Origin of the sequence: Duganella sp. SG902, from assembly GCF_013376005.1 — a bacterium.
Lineage (GTDB): Bacteria > Pseudomonadota > Gammaproteobacteria > Burkholderiales > Burkholderiaceae_D > Rugamonas.
The window spans coordinates 1-21403 of record NZ_JABMJK010000007.1 but is presented as its reverse complement, the minus strand read 5'-3'; the positions used below and the strand labels follow the sequence as shown (position 1 = coordinate 21403).

At 63.4% G+C, this 21403-nt stretch carries 19 protein-coding genes; 15 read left to right on the top strand and 4 right to left on the bottom strand.

All coding sequences use genetic code 11. The features are described from left to right. Positions 1 to 12 precede the first annotated feature (12 nt). From FHW83_RS16420 to FHW83_RS16380, 9 genes are all read left to right on the top strand, one after another. On the top strand, positions 13 to 780 hold the full coding sequence (locus FHW83_RS16420) for a virB8 family protein (RefSeq protein ID WP_176647429.1): 768 nt from the start codon (positions 13 to 15) through the stop codon (positions 778 to 780). Positions 781 to 787: 7 nt separating this feature from the next. Beyond that, positions 788 to 1675: a TrbG/VirB9 family P-type conjugative transfer protein gene (locus FHW83_RS16415; protein ID WP_176647428.1), complete on the top strand. Its 888-nt coding sequence runs from the start codon at positions 788 to 790 to the stop codon at positions 1673 to 1675. After that, positions 1672 to 3012: a TrbI/VirB10 family protein gene (locus tag FHW83_RS16410; RefSeq protein WP_176647427.1), complete on the top strand. Its 1341-nt coding sequence runs from the start codon at positions 1672 to 1674 to the stop codon at positions 3010 to 3012. Before FHW83_RS16415 ends, FHW83_RS16410 begins: the two co-directional genes overlap by 4 nt. Further along, on the top strand, positions 2993 to 4114 hold the full coding sequence (gene virB11 / locus FHW83_RS16405; RefSeq protein ID WP_176647426.1) for a P-type DNA transfer ATPase VirB11: 1122 nt from the start codon (positions 2993 to 2995) through the stop codon (positions 4112 to 4114). The genes FHW83_RS16410 and virB11 overlap by 20 nt, the downstream gene beginning before the upstream one ends. Before the next feature lie 11 nt (positions 4115 to 4125). Next, complete coding sequence (locus FHW83_RS16400) at positions 4126 to 4446, top strand: hypothetical protein (RefSeq protein WP_176647425.1); 321 nt, start codon at positions 4126 to 4128, stop codon at positions 4444 to 4446. Beyond that, positions 4443 to 6248, top strand: a complete 1806-nt coding sequence (locus tag FHW83_RS16395; RefSeq protein ID WP_176647424.1) for a type IV secretory system conjugative DNA transfer family protein — start codon at positions 4443 to 4445, stop codon at positions 6246 to 6248. The genes FHW83_RS16400 and FHW83_RS16395 overlap by 4 nt, the downstream gene beginning before the upstream one ends. A 12-nt stretch (positions 6249 to 6260) precedes the next feature. After that, on the top strand, positions 6261 to 6959 hold the full coding sequence (locus tag FHW83_RS16390) for an OmpA family protein (RefSeq protein ID WP_176647423.1): 699 nt from the start codon (positions 6261 to 6263) through the stop codon (positions 6957 to 6959). Next, positions 6956 to 8236, top strand: a complete 1281-nt coding sequence (locus FHW83_RS16385; RefSeq protein ID WP_176647422.1) for an LPD7 domain-containing protein — start codon at positions 6956 to 6958, stop codon at positions 8234 to 8236. The genes FHW83_RS16390 and FHW83_RS16385 overlap by 4 nt, the downstream gene beginning before the upstream one ends. A 227-nt stretch (positions 8237 to 8463) precedes the next feature. Continuing rightward, positions 8464 to 8967 (top strand): antitoxin Xre/MbcA/ParS toxin-binding domain-containing protein, encoded by a 504-nt coding sequence (locus FHW83_RS16380; protein WP_176647421.1) that lies wholly within the window; start codon positions 8464 to 8466, stop codon positions 8965 to 8967. A gap of 93 nt (positions 8968 to 9060) precedes the next feature. Here the strand turns inward: FHW83_RS16380 and FHW83_RS16375 are convergent, their stop codons facing one another. Both FHW83_RS16375 and FHW83_RS16370 read right to left on the bottom strand, forming a co-directional pair. Further along, positions 9061 to 10599, bottom strand: a complete 1539-nt coding sequence (locus FHW83_RS16375; protein WP_176647420.1) for a recombinase family protein — start codon at positions 10597 to 10599, stop codon at positions 9061 to 9063. Beyond that, positions 10580 to 12136 carry a recombinase family protein gene (locus tag FHW83_RS16370; RefSeq protein ID WP_176647419.1) on the bottom strand — a complete coding sequence of 519 codons (1557 nt, stop codon included), beginning with the start codon at positions 12134 to 12136 and terminating at the stop codon, positions 10580 to 10582. The genes FHW83_RS16375 and FHW83_RS16370 overlap by 20 nt, the downstream gene beginning before the upstream one ends. 848 nt (positions 12137 to 12984) lie before the next feature. On the opposite strand from FHW83_RS16370, the gene FHW83_RS16365 reads away from it, so the two are divergent. Beyond that, the gene (locus FHW83_RS16365; RefSeq protein ID WP_176647418.1) at positions 12985 to 13413 is read left to right on the top strand and encodes a hypothetical protein; all 429 of its coding nucleotides are present in this window, start codon (positions 12985 to 12987) and stop codon (positions 13411 to 13413) included. A 176-nt stretch (positions 13414 to 13589) separates the two neighbouring features. Here the strand turns inward: FHW83_RS16365 and FHW83_RS16360 are convergent, their stop codons facing one another. Then, a complete protein-coding gene (locus FHW83_RS16360; protein WP_176647417.1) occupies positions 13590 to 14771 on the bottom strand; it encodes a di-heme oxidoredictase family protein in 1182 nt (393 codons plus the stop codon). A gap of 145 nt (positions 14772 to 14916) precedes the next feature. Continuing rightward, positions 14917 to 16281 carry a hypothetical protein gene (locus FHW83_RS16355; protein WP_218106310.1) on the bottom strand — a complete coding sequence of 455 codons (1365 nt, stop codon included), beginning with the start codon at positions 16279 to 16281 and terminating at the stop codon, positions 14917 to 14919. A gap of 551 nt (positions 16282 to 16832) precedes the next feature. Here FHW83_RS16355 and FHW83_RS16350 point away from each other — a divergent pair. The 5 genes from FHW83_RS16350 to FHW83_RS16330 all read left to right on the top strand — a co-directional run bounded on the left by FHW83_RS16350 (position 16833) and on the right by FHW83_RS16330 (position 21175). Beyond that, on the top strand, positions 16833 to 17540 hold the full coding sequence (locus FHW83_RS16350) for an HTH domain-containing protein (protein WP_176647415.1): 708 nt from the start codon (positions 16833 to 16835) through the stop codon (positions 17538 to 17540). Further along, on the top strand, positions 17541 to 18158 hold the full coding sequence (locus tag FHW83_RS16345) for an RES family NAD+ phosphorylase (protein ID WP_176647414.1): 618 nt from the start codon (positions 17541 to 17543) through the stop codon (positions 18156 to 18158). Between the two features lie 817 nt (positions 18159 to 18975). Then, positions 18976 to 20049 carry a hypothetical protein gene (locus FHW83_RS16340; protein WP_176647413.1) on the top strand — a complete coding sequence of 358 codons (1074 nt, stop codon included), beginning with the start codon at positions 18976 to 18978 and terminating at the stop codon, positions 20047 to 20049. Continuing rightward, entirely contained in the window at positions 20046 to 20468 is a 423-nt protein-coding gene (locus tag FHW83_RS16335) for a hypothetical protein (RefSeq protein WP_176647412.1), read from the top strand. The genes FHW83_RS16340 and FHW83_RS16335 overlap by 4 nt, the downstream gene beginning before the upstream one ends. Further along, the gene (locus FHW83_RS16330) at positions 20465 to 21175 is read left to right on the top strand and encodes a hypothetical protein (RefSeq protein ID WP_176647411.1); all 711 of its coding nucleotides are present in this window, start codon (positions 20465 to 20467) and stop codon (positions 21173 to 21175) included. The genes FHW83_RS16335 and FHW83_RS16330 overlap by 4 nt, the downstream gene beginning before the upstream one ends. Positions 21176 to 21403: the final 228 nt, after the last annotated feature.

The following is a 21403-nucleotide window of genomic DNA, read 5'->3' as shown; positions in this document are numbered from 1 at the left end:
AGAGGATGCGCCATGTCCGCCCTCCTTGAACACCCCACAAGCGCGAACGCGCCGCGCAGCGTTGCGGAGACCGCACCGGTCCAGCAAGAAGACTGTTTCCCACCGTGGGACGCACTGCTGGACGCGGCGCGCCAACGCTCCGAACGGCGGGCGTGGTGGGTGGCATCCATCGCCGCCGCGCTGGCGTTCAGCGCCGTCATCGGTCTTGCCGTGGCCGTTAACTTCCGTCGCGTGGTGCCTTATCTGCTGACGCTGGACCGCGCCACCGGCAATGTCGAATACATTGACGCTATCGACGACCGGGTCGTCAAGGGCTATCAGCATCTACTCGACATGCACTGGGTCAATCGCTACGTGATGGCGCGCGAATCCTACTTTTTCCCCCTGTTGCAGCTGGACTATGACTCCGTGATGGACATGAGCGCGGAGGCTGTGGGCAAGGAATATGACAACGATCGCAACGGCGCCTTCGCAAGGCAGGAACGCTTCGGCAAGCAAGTGGAAATCAAGCCCACCATTATCAGCACCCAGTTGACCAGCAATGAGATCGGCCAGTTCGCGACGGTGCGTTTCAGTACCGTCACGCGCCGGCTGGATAGCGATACGCAGGCGCCGCCTGAATACCACATCGTGACCCTGCGCTACACCTACCAGCCCAAAATGTTCGGCAAGGAGCTGGACCTGATCCGCAATCCGCTCGGGTTCAAGACGCTGAGCTACCGCAGCACCGACGAGCTGCCGCCGCAACGCGGCAAAGACGCCCTCCCCCAATCGCAGTGAGGCCGATATGAGATTACTGTCCCTGTTGCCCCAGTTGCCCTGGCTGCTGTGCGTACCGCTGCTGGCCGACGCCAAGCCCGACAGAACGCCCGCCCCCGTTGCCGGCGACAGCCGCATCCGCCACATCGATTACCTGCCCGACCGCGTCACGGAGGTCGCCGTGCAGCGCGGCACGGCCACCCGCATCGTGCTGGCGGCGGACGAGCACATCCTGCGCGACGGCGCCGCCACCGGCTACGCCGCCGACTGCGGCAAAGCGGAATTGGAATGGTGCATGCGCGCCGATCCCGGCAGCAACCAGGTGCTGGTCCGCCCCAAGGCGGGGGCGCTGGCCAACAACCTCGAGTTGCGCACCGACAAGCGCGATTACAGCTTCCGCTTCCATGTATTGCCCGACAGCGCCACCGACGGGGACCGCCAGCGCGCCGACTCCGCGCCGCAGCCAGCCTACCGCCTGATGTTCCGTTACCCGGTGGCGGCCACGGCGGCGGCGTCCCCACCCAGACCAAGCGCGGAAGTGATGATCCGCGCGGCGCGTCCGATCCCGCGCAACTGGCGCTACTCGATGCAGATCATGCCGGGCGGCGCCGACATCGCGCCGGCGCTGGTGTTCGACGACGGCCGCTTCACTTATCTGCAGTTCCCGGCCAACCGCGAGCTGCCCACCCTCTACACCGTGAACGCCAGCGGCGAAGAGGCGCGCGTCAATTTTCATATGGACCCCGGCGATCCCGGCCTGCTGGTGGTCGAGCGCATCGCCCGCCGCCTGATCCTCCGGCTGGGAGCGGCCGTGATCGGCCTGTGGAACGAGGCCTATGACAGCGATGGCATCGGTCCGGTGGACGGCAGCAGCATTGACGGCGTGGTGCGCACCATCAAGCGGGGCGAGCCATGAGCGCCGCCGACAACCGGATCGAGAACGCCGCCCCTACGGCGCCCACCATGCCCGACCGCATCGTGTCCGTCAACGACTACGGTGCCGGCGCCGGTGGCGGTTGGCGCAAGCTGGTAATTGGAATCGTGGTGGTGGCCATCGCCGTGGTGGGCACGGTGTACAGCGCCAGGCAGTACTTCGCCCAGAGCCGCGCGCGCGACGCCAAGATGGCGCAGGAGGACGCCCGGGCGCGCACCGAGAGCCCGCCCTTGCCGCGTCGGCAACTCGGCACCGCCGCGGAAGCCGTCGGCACCACCTCGCCGGCGTCGGCATCCACCAACACCATCATGGGAACGGCGTGCGACGACAAGTCGCCGCCGCAAATCATGCACGAGCGCGACGGCACGCCCATGCTGGCCCCCAACGGCCAGCCGGTGCGGGTGTGCGCCAACGGCCAGGTATTGATCCCGCCGCTGGCGCCGCCGGAGGCGCGGGCCGCCGCCAGCGCGCCGCCTGGCGCCGCGCCGGCGTCCACACCGCCGCGTTCCGCCGCCTCACGCTACGACGGCGACCTGGTCCTTCCCGCCCCCGGCCAAGGCGCAATCGCCGCCCAGCCGGCCGGCACCGACCTGGCCGCCGCCTCCCTGGCCCAGCCGCCAGGATCAGCGGCCGAGGGCGGCGGCGACCCGCTGCCGGCCCATCCGCACGGCCCGCTGCGCGCCATGTTGCGCACCGTGCCGAACAAGGCCGCCCAGGCCAGCCTGCTGGCCAACCGCGACCTGATCCTGCCGGAGGGCCGCACCATCGACTGCAACCTTTCGCTGCGCATCATCAGCGACATCTCCGGCAAGGCCGTGTGCGTGCTGTCCGCCCCCGTCTACGGCGACACCGGCGCGGTGGTGCTAGCCGAATCCGGTTCGGTCGTCACCGGCGACTATCTGGCCCTCTCCGCCAGCGGCCAGCGCCGCCTGTTCATCGCCTGGGCCCGCCTGAAAACCCCGCAGGGCGTGGTGATCGACATCGCCTCGCCCGCCTCTGACGCGCTGGGCACCTCGGGTCTGGACGGATACCTGGACAATCGCTGGGGCGAGCGCATCGGCGCCTCCGTCCTGCTGGCGATGGTGGACGACGCCATCGGCTATGAAACCGCGCGCGCCAGCAGCGGCAGCGGCAATGGCGCGGCCGGCGTGGCCGTGTTCCAGCAGACCACCCAGGCCGGCAAACAGCTGGCCGAGCGCATCCTCGATAGCACCATCAACATCAAGCCCACGCTGTACAAGCAGCAGGGCGACCGCGCCAGCATCACCGTCGCGCGCGACCTCGACTTCGGAGCCGTGTATGCTCTCCACGTCAAATGAGCCATTGCCGCTGGATGCCTCGGTGCGCGAGCTGCTGCGGCCGCTTGTCGCCTTCCTCGACCTGCCGGGCGTGACCGATCTGGTCGTCAACCAGCCCGGCGAGGTGTTTGTCGAAGCCGGCGCGCGTTGGCATCGCCACCCGGCGCCCGAGCTGACGCTGGAGCGCTGCGTCAGCCTGGCCACCGCCATCGCCACCTATGCCAACCAGCGCATCGACGCCGAGTTTCCGCTGCTGGGGGCGCACCTTCCCGGACTGCGGCGCGTCCAGATCGCCGTACCGCCGGCCGTGGAACCAGGCCTGGTCGCCATGACCATCCGCATCCCCGACGCCAGCATCCGCACCTTCGACAGCTACCAGAGCCAGGGCTTCTTCAGCCGCTACCAGTGGCAGAGCCCGCCCGCCCTGGCCGAACGGCGACGCCAGCTCGACGCCACCCAGCAGGCGCTGATCGCCTGCCTGGAGCGGGGTGCGCTGCACGAATTCCTGATCATGGCGGTGCGCCACAAGCTCAACATCGTGTTTGTCGGCGACACCGGGTCCGGCAAGACCTCGCTGATGAAGGCGGCCTGCCGCTACATTCCCGCCGACGAGCGCCTGGTCACCATCGAGGACGTGCGCGAGCTGTTCCTGCCCGACCATCCCAACCGCACGCATCTGCTGTACGGCCGCCAGGCGAGCGGCGCGGGCATGGTGACGCCGTCCGAACTGATCATCAGTTGCCTGCGCATGAAGCCGGACCGCGTGCTGCTGGCCGAACTGCGCGGCGGCGAAGCGTTCGACTTCCTCAAGCTGCTGACCACCGGTCACAGCGGCTCGCTGTCGAGTTTCCACGCCGAGTCCTGCGCGCTGGCCGTCGACCGCTTCGTCCTGATGTGCAAGGAACATCCGCAGGCCGGCATCTTCGATGCCAAGGCGTTGCGCCGGCTGGTCAGCCTGACCATCGACGTCATCGTCCACATCAAGGTGGAGCGCGTCTACGCGCGCGATGGCGCGCCGCTGCGCAAGGAGCGCTTCATCGCCGAGGTCAGCTACGATCCGCTGACCAAGCTGCAGCAGCGCCGTGGCGGCGCCGGCATGCCGGACACGGCGGGGTCGCCATGAAGGCGCGCGCGATGGTCTTGACCTTGGTGGCGCTGGCGCTGCTGGCGGCCTTGCTGCTGGGTGGCGCCTGCCTGGCCGGTTACACCTTTTTCCTGCTCAACCAGGCGTCGCCGCGGCAAATCCGGCCCGACACCTGGTGGCTGTACTGGCAAGCCTACGGCCACCTGCCGGCGCAGCGCACCCGCCTGCTGCTGGCCGCCGCCCTGCCCTGCGCGCTGCTGCTCGGGGTCCTGCTGATGGCCGTGCTGGCCCTGCTGCCGCGTCCGCGCGCCCTGTATGGCGACGCGCGCTGGGCCAGCGAGCGCGAAATCCGCGACGCGGGGCTGCTATGAGCGCGCTGATCGTCGGCCGCCACCGCGGGCGCTACCTGACCGCGCGCGACCAGCAATTCGTGCTGCTGGCCGCCCCCACCGGCAGCGACAAGGGCACCGGCTTTGTGGTGCCGAACATGCTCAACTATCCCGACTCTGTGGTGGCGTTCGACCTCAAGCTGGAATTATTCCGCTACACCTCGCTGTTCCGCCAGCGCCACGGCCACGAGGTCTACCTGTGGGCGCCGTTCGCCGAGGATGGCCGCAGTCATTGCTGGAACATGCTGGACGCCATTGACCGCGATTCGCTGTTCCGGATCGGCGACATCCTGGCCATCGCCCAGTCCTTCTACCCGAGCGACTGCCATCCCAAGGAAAAATACTGGAACGACAATGCGCGCAACCTGTTCCTGGCGCTGGTGCTGTACCTGATGGAGACGCCCGAGCTGCCGTGCACCCTGGGCGAGGTCTACCGCCAGTCCTCCGGCGCCGGCAAGCCGATTCCCCAGCACCTGCAGGAGATCCAAGCCAGCCGTCGCGCCGGCAACAGGCCGCTCAGCCCCGAGTGCGGCGACGCCTTCAACCGCTTCCTGTCGGCGCCCACCGAATCCATGGGCAATATCATCTCGACCTTCAACGCTCCGCTGCTGGTGTTCGCCAATCCGATCGTGGATGCCGCCACCAGTCGCTCCGACTTCGACCTGCGCGACGTGCGGCGCCGCCGCATGTCGATCTACCTCGGCGTGCCGCCCCACCGCCTGGCCGACGCCGGCATCCTGGCCAACATCTTCTTCTCCCAGCTGATCGACCTGAACACCAAGCATCTGCCGGAAAACGACCCGACCATCCGACACGAATGCACGCTGATGCTGGACGAGCTGGCGGCGCTAGGCAAGATCGCCGCCCTGCCGCGCTCCAACTTCTACATCCGCGACTACAAATTGCGGCTGGCCTCCAGCCTGCAGAACCTGGCGCAGCTCATCAGCCGCTACGGCGAGGCCGAGGCGCGCACCCTGGTGGGCGACCATACGCTGCAAATCGTCTACGCCCCCTCGGACCAGCACGAAGCCGAGGAAACCAGCAAGATCCTCGGCTTCCTGACCGAGTCCAGCACCAGCACCACCACCGGCAGCAACGGCGGCGCCGGCAGCGGGTTGTCGCGCTCGGAAAGCCGTAGCGCCCACAGCCGGGCGCTGTTGCTGCCCCAGGAATTGCGCACCCTGGCCCGGCACCAGCAAATCATCATCGCCCGCCACAGCCGCCCCATCCTGTGCGACAAGGCGCGCTACTACGAAGACCACCGTTTCATCGATCGCCTGAAGGCGCTCAGCCCGACGCTGGCCGCGCTCGACCGGCGCGGCTGGCGCGGCACGCTGGCGCGCCGGACCGTCCCCGATTGGGCCAAGGTCCGCCCCAGCAAGGAGCAGCTGCGCCACGCCGCCTTCCTGCTGCAGGAACTGAGCGCGCCGGTGCCGGCGCTGCCGACCGTGCCGCGCAGCCGTCCGGAGCCAGCGCAGGCGCCACAGCCGTTGGCGCCGTCCGCGCCGCCACACAATATGCGCAAGCCGCGCAAGCCGGCCAAGCCAGTCCTGCCCGCCTTCAAGGATGCACGGCAGCCGACGCTGGACGAAGCCAACGCCATCGTCGACGCCTTCTTCGCCCAGCTGCCGCTGTTTTCCGGTGCCGTAACACCGGACGACGCGGCGCCCGACGCGCAAGCCGATAGCGGAGCGGACGGCGCCGCCGGCACATCCCCCACCGCGACCCCGCCACCACCGGCCGGCACCAAGCCACTAATCGACCTCAACGCCCTTGAGCCCTGATTCGGAGGACCTATGCGCTTCATCTGGAACACCATCGCCTGTCTGACCCTGCTGTGCGCCTGCGGCACGCCCCCGCGCCTGCTCATTCCGGACGGCCGCCAGCGGGCGCCGGCCAATAGCCCGGAAGCCATCGAACGCTACCGCGCGACGCAGACGCAAGCTCGCCCCCCCACAGCGGCGCCGGGCACCGATGTGCAGAGCCAGCGTATCGACGCCCTGGAACGTGAGCTGCACGGCCTGCGCCAGCAACTGGCGCAGGCCACGACCACCGCGTCGAACAAAACCCCCGCCAGCAGCGAAATCAACGATGCCAGCATGATCGTCGGCACCACCAGTGTGCTGTTCCGTCTGCCGCAGCCGCTGGGCAAGGCCGCCTGCCGGCCCGGTGCATCGATACAGGCCATATTGGCCGCGGCAGCCTTGCGCAGCAACGGCATCGTGATACGCGGCCACACTGACGCCGAGCACAGCGATGCGCTCAACCGTCGCCTGGCCAGGCAGCGCGCGCTGTGCGCACGCCAATTACTGCTGGACGCCGGCGTCCCGGCGCAGCGCATTCAGAGCAGCTATCACGCCGCCGGACGCTTCATTGCGGATAACCGCACCGCGGATGGCAAGGCCCACAACCGCCGCATCGACATCGAGTTGCAAGGCCTCGATGCGATTGCGCTGGCGTCGTTGACCGCTCTTGCCGCCGGGAGTGCGCCATGAATATCCTGCAGCCCGACACCGACCACCCCGGGGCGCCAACACAAGGTAAACCCAAGCTCGACGGCCCGACCCGCGCCGCAAAATCCCAGGCTTCGCCGCCCCCGCTGCCGGCCGCGCTGCCACCGCCGGACGGCTCGCCCGAGCGTTCCGCGCCGGATTCCGCATGGCGCACCTTCACGCGCCGCCTTGGCTGGGGCGGAACACCGCGAACGCAGCCCATCGAGCCCGGCCAGTTGCCACTGCCCTTGCCAGCCGCCGCCGCCGCCGCCGCCGCCGCCGCCGAGCCCCAGTTTGATGACGCCATTCCGCTGACCCTGCGCAAGCGGTATCTGATTGCCGATAACAACAAGTACTTTTTCCGCGACCGCGAGCAGGAGCTAGCATTCGAAGACCTCGGCAACCGCCTGTGCACGCCGCACGATGCGCCGGAGGTGGCCGTGTCCATGGTGGAACTGGCGCAGGCCAAGGGCTGGGACCGGATCAAGATCAGCGGCAGCACCGCGTTCAAGCGAGAAGCCTGGCTGGCAGCCATGGAGCGCGGCCTGCTGACGCGCGGACATCGACCTAGCTCCGCCGACCGGGCGCGACTGGCGGACAGGCTTACACAACGTAAACAGGAAATGCCACAACACGAACTGCAGGCGCCGCAGCGCGAGCAAGTCAATGCCGTGGCGACCGATCCGAGTCCCGAGAAAAAAAGGAAACCGAAGCGCGCCAAGTCCGAGAAACGCACACCGCAACAGCCACAAGATACCCCTGCCGCACCGCCGGTGAGCAAGGCGCAGCGCGACGCTGTCGATGGACTCACACGCTTCCTGCGCCAGCGAGGCGACAGCGAAGCGGCGATCGCCATGACGGTCGAGCTGGCGGCCAGCGAACTGGCACAGCGGCGCGCCCATTTCGGCACCCTGCTGGAGCATGGCAGCGCGCGATATCAGCATGACAAGGACAACGACCGCAGCTATTTCGTCACCCTGGCGACGCCGCAGGGGCGCGAGACCATCTGGGGCGTCGAACTGAAGGACGCCATTGCCGATAGCGGTGCCAAGGAGGGAGATGGCATCGTGCTGGTGCAGCAGGGTAAGATTGACGTCACCGTCAAAGCCAAGGAGCGCGACGCCAACGGACGCGCGACCGGCAAGCGGGTCATGCTCGACACCAAGCGCAATCAATGGGAGGTCATCTCATTGGACAATGCGCGCGATTTCGCCACGCGGCAGGCGCAGTTAGCGGCCCCCTCCCGGGATGCGGAGCGTAACGTAGCGCGTCAACGCTGATCGCGCCGCGCAGCGACACGCGTTGTGTGATTTTATTAATACGCATCCGCCTTGGCTGCGACAAGTATCCAGGGCGGGTGAGCCACAGTGCATCCACCTTGTTTAACCACAAAGTAGTTGCAGGGGGTAGGTGAATAATGAACACCAGCGCGACGAACTGTCGCCTCCCTGCGCGCAGCAGGTCTCCGAATGAAACTCGTCTCAACCTCGCTAGGCAAAGGACACCCATGATCATCGGCTCCGGCGATACCACCTTCCCAGCGTATGTCCCGCCGGATGCAAATGAACAGCCTTTTGTCGGCGCGGACATCGGTGATCCTCCCGGCCCGGCATCCTTCGACGACCTGATGCGCCAATTCGGTGCGAACCGCAGCGCCGCGGTGGCGGCGATACGTATCGGGTTTCCCGCAACACTGCTCGACGATGCCAGCCGTTATTTCGAAATTTCAAACCAGCGCATCTGCGCCGTGGCGCGCCTGCCGGAGGCGACGGTCCAGGCGCTGAAGCACGGCGCCCTGCTCGACGCGGCCGCGTCGGAGCGCCTTTGGCGCCTGGCCGATTTGATGCGCATGGCACGTGCCGTGTTTGAAAACGATGAGGCGGCCAAGTCCTGGCTGCGCACCCCCAGCGCAGGCTTCAACAACGCCGCCCCGATGGACTATCTCGATACCGAACCTGGAGCGATTGTAGTGCGTCATGCGCTCGCGGCAGTCGTGATCGGCGGCTCGTAACGAGGTGCCACCATGCCCACGCGCGCACGCCAGCCGGGGTCAATGGGCAGATGCCGCTGTGGCAAAGGCGCGACCACGCCGCTTGGTACCTGATCAATTGTCGGGGAGCGAGCCCACCGCGGGCAAGCCAAACAACTGCGCGATATCGGAGACCACCAACATGTCCCTTGGGTGCTTTCCCACACCCAGCCATTTGGTCCGCTGGCTTAGGCCGGCAACCTGCACCAAGGCAAATTTCACCAGCTGGTCACACCCCGCGCCACGCAGTCCGCACACGACAAAGTCGCTTCCGGCGGCGCGCGCCGGCACGCGCCAGCCCCAATAGCCGCCTTTGCACACGCAAGCGGCAACGGCAACGCGCAGCGTCCAAGTCCCGTCTACCTGCAGCAGGTACGGAGTCGCGCCGGACGAAATGCGGTGCCCAGTCCGGGCTATGCATGCACCAACCCGCTCCAGCAGCTGGCACGTAAGGCGCCGCGCACAACTCTGGGCCATCCCGTCCGGCGGCCAGCGCTCGGTGCGCAAGGCGAGACGGTACGCCGCCTCGAGGCTGCCAAACATCTTTATCATCAATGTCGAATGCGGCAGCCCCGCCTCCGCCTCGATCAGCCGGTAGCTCAGGCGACCATGGCGACGGTACAACTGACGCAGCGCCTCCAGTACGGCGTCCCGATCAAGGCCGCGCCGCAAGCGATAATGAGCGTTGGCTTGCGCGAGCTCCGCTGGCGTCACGATCGGCGCGTGTGCCGCCGGGCAGCGCAACCACTCGGCCTCGTCGTTGCGTCGCCGCGATGTGCGCAACTTGCCCGAGGTGCGGTTATACAGCAATGTGCCACAATACTTCTCGTTGGTCAGGATGGCCTTAACCTGTAAATAGTGCCATGGCATACCGGATCCGTTTGGCACCCCGCGCTGGTTGAGGCGCCGCGCCACCGCCGTGTAGCTCATCCGCTCCTCGATATACCACCGGAAGATCTCACGCACCACCCTGACTTCCTCGGCCGGTCCAGGCGTCAGCATCACCCGGTCGGTTTGATGACATTTACGCTCCCCGTCCTCCAACACACGCCGTATCCGGCCATCGGCGTTCACGCTCACGCGCCGCAAGCCAAAGCCTGCCGCGCCGCCCGGCTTGTACCCGCGCCGCAGCAGATAGGCGTGCGCCTCGAACACCCGGACCGACAACTCCCGTATGCGTTCGGCGGCCATCAAACGCTTGATATCCTTCATCAGGTGCTGCAACGGCAACGCCTCGCGGCCGAATGCCTCGGCGCAGTACAGCACTTCCACGCCGGCCCGACCGCAGAGGAATTCATAACACGCGGCCTCGTCGATGTTCAAAAAACGTCCCCAGCGGCTGACATCGTAAATCAGCAAAACATCGAAGTCGCACGCCCCACCAAGGATATCGACAAGCAGCTGCTGCAAGCCGCCGCGGCGGCGCAGCGTGAGGCCGCTCTTGCCCTCGTCGCGGTACACCTTCACCAGGGTATATTGCATGCCGGCCGCATAACGCGCGATGTAATCGAGCTGCTGATTGATCGACAGATCCTGCGTCTCGGTGGACATGCGCACATACGCCGCCGCCTTGCGCCCCATTTGACCGTTGACCTCAACGCTGCCGTGGCTCATGTTCCGCCTCACCTTCGCCTGCGGCGCCGAACAGCAATGGCAGCGCCTCGACCACGCTGGCAGACGCCGGATGAAAGCGTCGCCCGAAGCGCACCAGCGGCCTGGATTCGCGTGCCGTATCGATCAACGCGTAGCGACCAGGGTGCCCGCTGTCGGGATCCAGCAGACCGGCCAGCACGAAGTCGACCGGCCGCGCCAAGTGAGCGGCCACCAGCCAACGCGGTGTCGCGCCAACCGGCTGGCACGCCTTGACCACGACGCGCAGCCGCAGCGCGCCGTTGATGAGAAATTCATTGGTAGTGCCCGCTATCGCCTGCGCCTGCCCTCCCGCCTGCGCAACCAACGCGCGGACCCGCAAGCACAATGCGTGCTGCGCTTGCACGCAGCCGGGGTGTCGCGAGCAGGCGGGATACATGCGCGGTTGGTCGATTCCCGCCAGCGCGCAAGCTTGTTTCAACGATCCGAACAAGCGCTTCAGCACATGCCATCCAGGCATGCCCGGCACATCGGCCAGCAAAGTCAGCGTGACCTTGCCGTGGCATGCATAGAGCGCGCGCAACGTCGCCAGGATGGTTGCCCGGTCCTGCTCGTTGCGCAAGCGGCGCACGCGCGCCGCCTGCCGCCAGGCAAGCGGGCCGACGATGGCCGGGAACGCATGCTCGCAACGGATCCACTGCGCCGTTGGATTGTGCCGCTTCGCGGACTTCAGTCTCAGACTGGTGCGGTTATACAGCTGCACACCCCGGTACTCTTCCTTGCGAAGGATGGCGTCAACCTTATAACTGGTCCAGTCACCGTCCCTGCAGGACACGCCCTCCGCGTTTAAAAGTCGGGCGATCGCGGCCACGCGCACACCGCAGCTGGCATACAGATGGTATATGCGTTTAATGATGTCGAGCTCCTCGCTACTGCCGGGCATCTGGCGCACGCGGTCGGTCGGGCGAGGCTTGCGTTCACCATCGGCAAGCTCCCTCACCACCCGTCCCTGCGCATCCACCGCCACCCGCCGCAAACCGTACGGGGAACGGCCGCCGAGTTTATAACCACCGAGTGCCAGCAACCGCAGCCCGGCGTAAACCTTGTTCGACAACTCCCGGCTGAACTCGGCCGCCATGCTGCGTTTGTAGCTCTTCAGCAGCTGCGCCAAGGGCGTGCCATCGTTGACAAACGGTTCGGCGCAATACAGCACCCGAATACCCGCCATCGTGCAGAAAAATTCATAGCAGCCAGCCTCGTCGATATTTTGAAACCTCCCCCAGCGACTGACATCGTACACAAGCAAGACCTCGAACTCGGCATGACCATTGCAAACGTCGTCCAGCAATTGCCGCATGCCGCGACGTCCGGCCAGCACCAAGCCACTGCGCCCTTGATCCAGGTACACCCGCACCACTCGCATACGGTGTTCGGCGGCGTAATTGGCCAGGAATTCCTGTTGCAGGACGGGCGACAGCGATTGGCCATGGGTCGAAGCGCGCAAGTAGAGCGCGGCTGGCACGGCCGCCGTTTCCGTGGATTGCTGTTCGTTCGCGCTCATGATGTCCGTTCCTTTGCCTGTTGGCGCCAATGCGCGCACCAAAGATCAGATTAGGTTGCAACACTCGATTCGGCAAGGGCAGCCATCGCGCGACACAGGTGTCCATCACAGTATCTCTGGCCGTGCCAAGGAAATAGATGAGCGCACCGCGATCGATCACCGAGCTGGAGACAACTCAGCCGTGCCGACACAACAGCTGCTCTACCACATATGGCCAATATTCCGCTCCAAGCACCCTGCGGAGGTCCGTTTGGAAATAGCGACACGACGCAGCACTCCGGAAAATCGAAAGTATCCACGCCGCCATCGCGGTGGCCCGGATTTTGAGTACGAAAGTCAACACGAGCACACCTCTGATTCATATCAAAAAGCCTGTTGCGCAGCCATGTATAACGATCAGGTGCCGCGCGGATATCGCCAGCCCCTTCCGCGCCGCCGCGCTGTGGTCAAACTCGGAAGAGCAAATTCAAAATGCATCGCACCCACCAACCCCGACAGCAATACAGCCGTCGCAGGGGGCACCGGAGAAGGCCGTGAGATAAGAACGCGGAATCAGCACAATGGCGAACAGTGCCCTCCAAGCAAAGGGATATCCAGGAGCGCAATTTGAAACAATTCCACTCCGGACTGGGCGTCATGAACGAGCCGTCGAACACCGGCTGAACGGTCATACGGAGACACACTCCGAGCTGCCGCCGACGATGGTCAGGTTTGCCCCACGGCCGCTGACCATCGCGTAATACCCTGCCTGCCGGCCGATGGCCCGCCCCTCGCGCCCCCAGGACCCGGTCGACCAGCTGGTCGTGAGCTGCGGAGGCATTTCGGACAACAACGAAGATTGGAAATATATGAACGACAGCTGCGCACGCTTAAAGGTTGCCAATATCGTCGCCACGGCCCTCCTCGTGTTTGCGGCCCCACTCGGCATTACGATTGGCGCCACCATTGAAGCGTTTGACCTACTGTATCCCGCGTGGTACATGGATTGGGGAGCGCGTTGTCAGCTCGTCGCGATGGCCATCGCGGTCTGGCTTGCGTTTCGCAGGCGTCCGCAGAATGGCCTGGCAACCGCTTGCGGTGCGTTTTTCATTTTCCTCATGCCGCTACCGCTCTACATCATGCTTACCGAAGCGGACAACGGCCGTCAAGCAACTGCGGCGCTCGCCAGCTCAGGTCTTCTAGCCTACTTCCAATGCATCGCCACGTGCACGGTGCTGCCCGCTGGCATCTTCTGCGAGCCCGACCAGACTTCAAGGGAGGTTGCTCCAATCTTGTGATGCAACTCTCTGCGCCACCACCCTGCGCCAGCGCCGATGCATCGGGGCGGAGGGCTTTCGTTGCGCTGCGCAAGTTGCGCCCCGCGTCGAGGTAACCGTCGATTTGTCGCGCAGAGCGGCAAGCGATATTCCAATCTCCGCATGCCACTCGACTTGGGGCGGGCAATCGACACCCGCTAGAGACTGGCGAGAAAGGCTAGCAGCGCACGCCGCTCCGCGTCCTCGGCGGCCACGAATGCATCGCGGCTGCCCTGCCCCTCACCGCCATGCCATAAAATAGCCTCACTCAGATTCCGCGCCCGACCATCGTGCAAATAACCAGCCTGCGCGGCAACCTGCGACTGCAAGCCGATCCCCCACAGCGGTGGCGTGCGCCAGCGGCGGCCGATCGGGCTGGCATCGTTCATCAATCCTATGCCCATATCGTGCAGCAACAGATCGCTGTATGGATGAATCAGCTGACGTCGCAAACCCGCCACCGGATGCTTGGTCCCCGTACGCAATACCGGCACATGGCAGGCTACGCAATGCATGCGCTCGAACATGGCCGCCCCGCGTTGTAGCTCCGCCCCCCGCGTCTGCGCGCGGGCGCCGACACCCAGCAGCCGCATATACGCCACCAAGTCATCCACCACCTGTACCGTCGCGGTCTGGGATGGCGCCTCCGAAGGGAGCGCCAAGCCGAGCTCCTCGTCCAGCGCGCCCCGGACCTGGGACCGCAAGTCCGGCATGTCGGCTTTCCAGCCGAAGCGCCCGATGCGGCGCTGTCCGCGATCGTCTTCGAGCCAGCGCAACTGCCCGTGTATGCCCAGATCGGCAAAGACACGCCGGCCGGCCAGCGCCTGTAACGTGGCATCGTCGACCGCCTCCAGCAAGCCCAGTCCATACACCGACGGCGCCGCGCGCAAGCTCGCCGCCGGGGCGTGCGCATCCGCGATGGCGAGCACCGGTGCGCGCAGCATGTACAGCGTCCCATCGGCATAGCGGCCGCTCTGCTCGCTCCACACCAGCGCGACGCGCGGCGCTTGCGCCAGGCTGTCGGCCTGCAGGCGCAGCCGGCTTTCTTCGCCATCTCCCGAGCTCAGCCGCAGCACCAAGGGACTCACCGGCTCAGCACCGGGCTGCGCCAGCGAGCGCCCATCCCGCACATGGCATTCGGCGCAGGAGCGCGCATTGAATTGGCCGTGAAGGACGATGTTCCGGTGGCCGGGCACGGGAATGTCTTGGTAGTCCTCGCGCGGCAAGGTGAACAGCGCCGCTCCGCGCGAAAATTCCGTGCGCTGCGCCAGCGTCAGAAACGGCGCTGCGCGCGTATAGGCCTGACTACCGTAGGAATGGACCGTGGCGCTGCCGCCCAAGGCGACCGCCTCCTGCCATCCGCGCTCCGAAGTGCCAGATGCCGCTAGCACTTCCCACGCCAGTCCGGCCGACAAGCCCAGCAGGCAGAGCGCGATCGCCGGACCCGCGTTCCGCCGGGCTGTCGTACGCCGTCCCCGGCCGGCGTCAATTGGCGACAACAAGTTGCGCCTTCGCTTCCGCCGCCTTGATCGCTTGCGCATTGGCCCCGACCGGCAAGCGGGCATACTGCAGCTCGCCCTGGGGACCATACGCCAGCAGGTCCACGTAGACTTGACCATCGCGGTCCTGGAACAGGCATTGGCTCACTTTGAACACGGTCGCCGGGCCGAAGTCCCGCAATCCCAGCGTCCGCAGTTCGGCAGCGGAAAAACTGCGCAACTGGTCAAAGTTTTTACCCGTGTCCTTGGACGTGGCGACCGTCAAGCGCGCGCTCCCGGATTTCGATACTTCCACGTAACTGGCGCTGCGCACAGGCGTGTCCACCAGCGCGCTGTATTGAAACTGCCGGGTGGTGGCGTCGGGCAGCGCAAACTGGCGACCAGCCGCCGCCGTGTATGCCTCGATCGCCTTGACATCGCCGCGCGCCAGCTTATGTCCGGCGATACTATGGGTCCAGGTGGCGCCGGGCGCCAGCGGGCGGAAACTGACCACGCCGGTGTACTGCTGCGAAGCCGGCGAGGTACTCAGTTCACTCAGGATGAACACGATGCCCGAATCGGCGCCGGCCTTGGTGGTCTCCCACACCAGGATGCCGCCCACCCGGCCGCTGGTGCCGCCGCTCAAACGCGCCTGCTCGCTATCTGCGGGCTGGCCGGGGCGGACGGTCGTCACGTCGATGCTCGGATAGCTTGCCGAGGTCGGACCGAACAAAGGCTGCGGCTTGCTCCAGCTCGCCCCGCCATCACGCGACTCGATCCACGCCTGGTAGCTGCGGCCGGAGGCCTTCAGATCGGAGGGGGCGATCGCAGGATCAGTGGTGAGGTAGCTCACGATCACATACTTGCCGCGGATGCCCACCGAGGGGCCGGAGGTCGCATGCGGATCGGCCAGCACCTTGCGCGCCACCGGAAAGTTTTTGCCGTCGGGGGAGATACCGACGTACAGGCTTTTGCTTTTCGCGTCCTGCCAGCCATAAGCCACCGTTTCGGCGTTCTTGTCGGCCTTCTCCCCCCAGCCGACGCGCGATGCCTGAATGAAGCCATCCACTGGCGCCGTGTCAGCCGGCATCAATGCACCGGACACGGCAAACGCGGGGCGCGCCGCCAGCGGGTCGGTGGTGTAGGCGACGCGGGCCACGCTCTGCTTGCCGCTGGCGCTGACGAAAGCGATATAGGAACCCTGGAAGTTCGAGTCGATCGCCGTATGCAATACGCCGCTACGGTCGGCGGAAAAGACGGTGCTGGTCTGCCAGGACTGGCCGTTGTCGCGCGAGCTCGCAAACGCCAGTTCGCGGCCCTTGTCCGCGGCGCGGGCGAAGGTCGCGACCAGCGCGCCATCCGCCATCCGCATGACCGTCCGGCCGCCGCCAACCAGGCTTTCCTCGGTTGAACGCATCTGATCGGGTTGGGCGTACACAGGTGAAGCAAAGAGCGTCGACAACAACACTCCGGCAAAGGAAACACGCAGCATGGTGATACCTCCTAATGGTTGGCACACAAGAAAGACAGCGGGGTTGGGGAGCGCCATGAGACGGGAAGCCTCCGGGCCGTAGACGGCGTGAAGCGCGCCACCTCCAGCAAGATAGCAGTGCACCAAAATGCCAAACTACGCGAATTGTCACGCGACATCTTTTTCCAGCGTTGGCTTGATCTGCGCCAAACAAACTGCATTTTCCAGCGCCGAGCGGCTTGACTGGCAGGCGCATCTTATGCGCCGACACGATAACGACACTCTCAGGACGGCTCGCGACGACGCTGGCGATGCCCGGCTTCTAAAGAACATGGCACCGTGCATCGCCGCGCAAGCCCTCTTTTTTCCCGAGGTTGTTTTAGTTGATTTAGTTGAATTGTTTGATAAAACATCCGATCGGCGTACAATGAAATCTCGCCATTGGAGGAGTCATGACCAGCAAAAATTCCGCCGTGAAGCGCAGTCCGGAATCTCCCGGGGCCGGCGCTCGACATGCCCGGCCGGCCAGGGCCACGGCACTGGCGCCGGCCAATATCGAACAGGCCGCCGACCTCGGCGCCGGTTTTATCATCGTGAAGCTGCGCGACTACGCCACCGCCCAGCAGGCGAGCACGGCGAAGCAAAAACGTGCACCGCTGCCGCCGGTTGGCGACATCCCTGTCATGCCGCGGTCCCGCCTGGTCTCGGCCCTGCGCCGAGGTGGCAAGCTGGCTGGCGTCGAGCAGCTGAATAAACAGCCATCCGAGAATGCGGCATTCATGCATGAGATGGCGGCGCAGGAAAAGGCACGCCGTGTGCAATTGCTCGCGGCCGGCCAGCTGATCTCCGCGCAGGAACTGTCGGAACGCCTGGACATGAGCACACAGGCGATCAGCAAGTCGCTCAAGGATGGCCGGCTGTTCGCGCTGGAGGGCGGCGGCAACCGTCTGTGCTACCCGTCGTTCTATGCCGACAGCGCGTTGTCACGCCGCGATCTGTACGCGGTAACCAAAGCCTTGGGCGCCATTCCCCCTTCGAGCAAGTGGCAGTTCTTCACCACGCCCAAGGCATCGCTGAATGGCCTCACGCCGCTGCAGGCCCTGCAGCAAGGGGCCCGCGACGCGGTACTGGTGACAGCGGCCGGATTCGTGGAGCGATGAATGACTGCGCTGACGCTGGGGCCACCGCCAACGGCGCTGGCGACCGACGACACCTTGTCGGTCACAACGCTGGCCGCGCGCCACCTGTACCGGATCTCTCCCCATGCCGCCAACGAACCCTATTTCGGCAGCTCCGGCGCGAACCGCTTTGACGCCCCCGGTTGCCGCAACGGCGCGCCCGAATTCCGCACCTGCTACTTTGGCCTCTCGCTAGCCGTAGCGATCGCGGAATCGGTACTGCACGACGAGTTGCCCGTCGATGGCGTATTTCACATCAGCCAGGCGGCATTGGCGCGGCGGTATGTGCACCGCTTCACCGGTCGCGCGCTGCGCGTGCTCGACCTGACCGGCGCCACCTTGAAACGCATGGCCGGACATGCCGATCTGGCGGGGACGGCATCGTATCCCATCACTCAGCAATGGTCACTCGCGGTGTACCAGAACCCGCTCCGGTTCGACGGTTTCGTTTACATGTCGCGCCACCTGAACACCGAACGCGCCGTGGTCCTGTTCGACCGCGCCGCCACGCGCATACGCGCCAAGCCTTTGTCCTTGGCACTGCCGGACGCGCCGGGATTCGCAGCTGCCGCAACGACCTTCCGGATCGTCGCGGCGTAAGGCCCTTCAGGTCTGAGACAACGTGCCGCCCCCGTGCGTGGACCCTCAGTAAAAAATCCGATCGACACCCACAAGCTCAACGTCAGCCTAGTCTGTGCCCATTTTTTCTGTTAGGTCTGATAGTCTGGAAACGCAGCACACGGTCCATCAGCTTCGAGGTCAACTGGAGACTGCGTTGCGCTGGCTGATAAACGGCTATGCGTACGGTGTAGTCACCGGAGCTTAGCGTCATCTTTGGCTATGCGCAAAGTTGAAGGAAGCTTGCAGATGCGGGACGGAAGCCGGTTCCAAACACTTGCGCAACGAATGGGCTGAGCCAGGAGGCCGTTAACGGCCCATTGCAGACATTTAGTGCGTGCTGGGGGAGTCCTATCTGGGCCTCCTTCCGATGGGAAGATCTATCCACAAGATCTGCGATGAGCTATTTGTGCTGCGGCTCTTGCAGTAAACTGGCTTTTCGATTAGGCGGTCGTCTCCCGTCATAAATTCGCGGTAGTAATAAGCTATTGTGATAATGAGTGTATTTTCCCGCCATGCAAAATGCTATCCTTACAGCATCATCGCGAATCAGTAGTCTCTCATATCGGCTTTCTTCACAAGTCCCGAGTCCTTGTGGCATATGGTGCATTGGATCTTGCGTCGTAGACCAGATATTCCGAGCCGCCTACTGACTGGTGTGGCGAGAGCAGCAATCCGGTGTAGCTAGTCCTGTAAAGCAGCTGAAATTGCGTTGCTTGGCCGGGCTAAAACTTTCTCTATCGTAAATGGTGATTTTAGGAGCCGTGGGGAGGACCTTCGCGACTCATAAGCATAAAAAATGACAATTCAAACTGCTTTGGAACAGCTCAAGAGCCGTTCGCCCAAATTTTCCACTTTGAAGTCGGCGCTGGTGCATCGGGGGCTCCCTAAAAGTAACAACATGATCAATCTGGAGAGCAAGTTCTCCAATCAAACTCTTCCCGCAGCGCAGATCCACTCGCAAGTACAGACTTTGGAGCGTATCTATAAAGACAATGTGGACTGGGGTGATAAAGCCGTACAGTTTGCTATATTCGAGCCGGCAGACAAGCCGCTTCTCGACGCTCTCGTCGCACACTCTTACGTGCCGCAGTATGTTGAAGCGCGCGGTAGTAAGTTTCCACGTCAGGTCGACGATACAGAGATGGACGGACTGTCGATCAATCCCCAACTTGTCAGGTGCGTAACCAATGCAACGCGTACGACCGCTACCCTCTATTTTTACGGCCGAGGATATGAGACGTCCAAGGAGGAATTTGCTGTATCTGGAATGACTGACTCGATTTCTCAGCAACGGTTCTCTGGATACGACCATGTTGTGGCATATCGCCGGACCGCTTTTCAACGCATCGACACGATATTCATTGATCCCGCAAATCTGCGCATTGAATTCCGTGTCGACGCTACTCGGTTGACTCGGATCGCAGACGCTACCCGGACATTAGTTATCTTGAAAGACGTATTCCGCTCGCTGGCTCAATCCCAAGTAAATTCGGTCTGGCAACGCAAGACCTTCAAGCTCGCAAATTTTTTCCCAAAGATCGAGCAGTTGTATAATGGCGGTGACGGGCGCTTGTCGTCTTTGGGACACAACACTGCCGCTGGCGCCACCAACAATGGCAAAATGCGTCGCGGTTTGGGCGGCGACCTTAAGGCTGATCCAAGCCATCAAGCTAGCCTTACCGCGTCGTTGACCGAGAAATTTTCGATCACCAAGGCTTATCCGTACTACAACGGTATTTCGACGGTACTACTTTCAATTCCTGGAAAAGCGGCGGACACGAGCTCTGTCCCTCCAACGATCAATACCGCGATTGTTGAAGATTGTATTAATGAATCACAATTTATCGAGATGATGCGAAAGCTCAGATGAGTCAGAGTGTCACAATTGAACGGTTTCGCAGGTTTCCTTCCGAAGATTTTAAAGAAGGTGATCCCGTTCGTCCTGCGGTGTCAAAGATCCTCGATTACCTAATTGGCGCTACACCAGAGAACGTTTGCCACTTGTCCTTTGGGATGATCCAAAAAGTCGCGGGACTAAGAGATAGCGAAGAAGATCACCGCACACTCTACAGAACAATTTCGTACATCACTGGTGAACGTACCCAGCTCTTGGAGTTGGTGTTCGAATATGTGATGGATGATTTCGCATATATCTTGGACGAAGAAGAAGAGGCTGATTACAAGAGCACTGGTTTGTTCTCAGATCCTCGCACTGGAGTGAATGTGCCTGATAGTGCTCAGCACATACACATCTACTTCAAAGCCAGCAGGGCGGTGCTCCAGAAATGATGCGCTTGCCACCCACCATGACTCTTGCTGATCTCAAACAACTAGAAGCACTAAACCCTCAAATGCCTCAATTCGCTCATCGAATTATGGCTATGACGTATTCTGAGTTCATTGAAACAGTCTACGTCGAGCTAGACACCTTCGTCCGTGATTTGGAGCGGGATCGCAATCGCTACCAAGGAGTCAGTGAGGATCTTCTCAACTCATCAGTCGCGCGGCATTTCCGAGCGTTGGGATATACGGCTGATTTTGATAAGAATAACGGCGGCCATGCCGATATCACCGTTCAGCTTGCAAACTATGAGTGGATTTGCGAGGGCAAAGTCGTTTACTCGGTCGATAACAGCTACCTCACTAAGGGATACGAACAGCTAATTTATCGCTACGGTATGGGTAAACAGAATGTGAACGAGGCCGCGCTGCTGATTTACAGCTTCGGTCCAGACACGCCTAAAGTGGTGAATAAGTGGGCACAACATCTTGACCAAGCTAATAAAAGCAAAATTGGCTACGCAAACTCAGTCAGCTCTCCGCTCACCAGTAAAGGATTTGCTATTGAATGCGAGCATATCCACGTTGGCGGAGGGATGCTAAATATTCGAAGCGTCGCTTTTCAGCTGTACTGGAACCCTGCTGCTGCCGCAGCAGCAGCAGCAGCAGCAGCAGGCGTTGTCGCAGGTACCGCTGCCGGGTCTGCAGCGGCATAACAGGCTGGACCTAAACGCCATATTCGCGGAATCATATCAACGACTGGGTAACTTAGACTTTTCTAGACGGGCATGCCAAGATAGAAAGGCGCAGATATCTCGGCACTGAACGCGTTTATAACGAAGCAGCTATTCTGTAATGACCCAGCGATTCCTGCTCAACTCAAGCCGCTAATGCAAATGCCTTAGCGGGTGTTTTCATGCCCAGCGCCTGATGCGGGCGCCGGT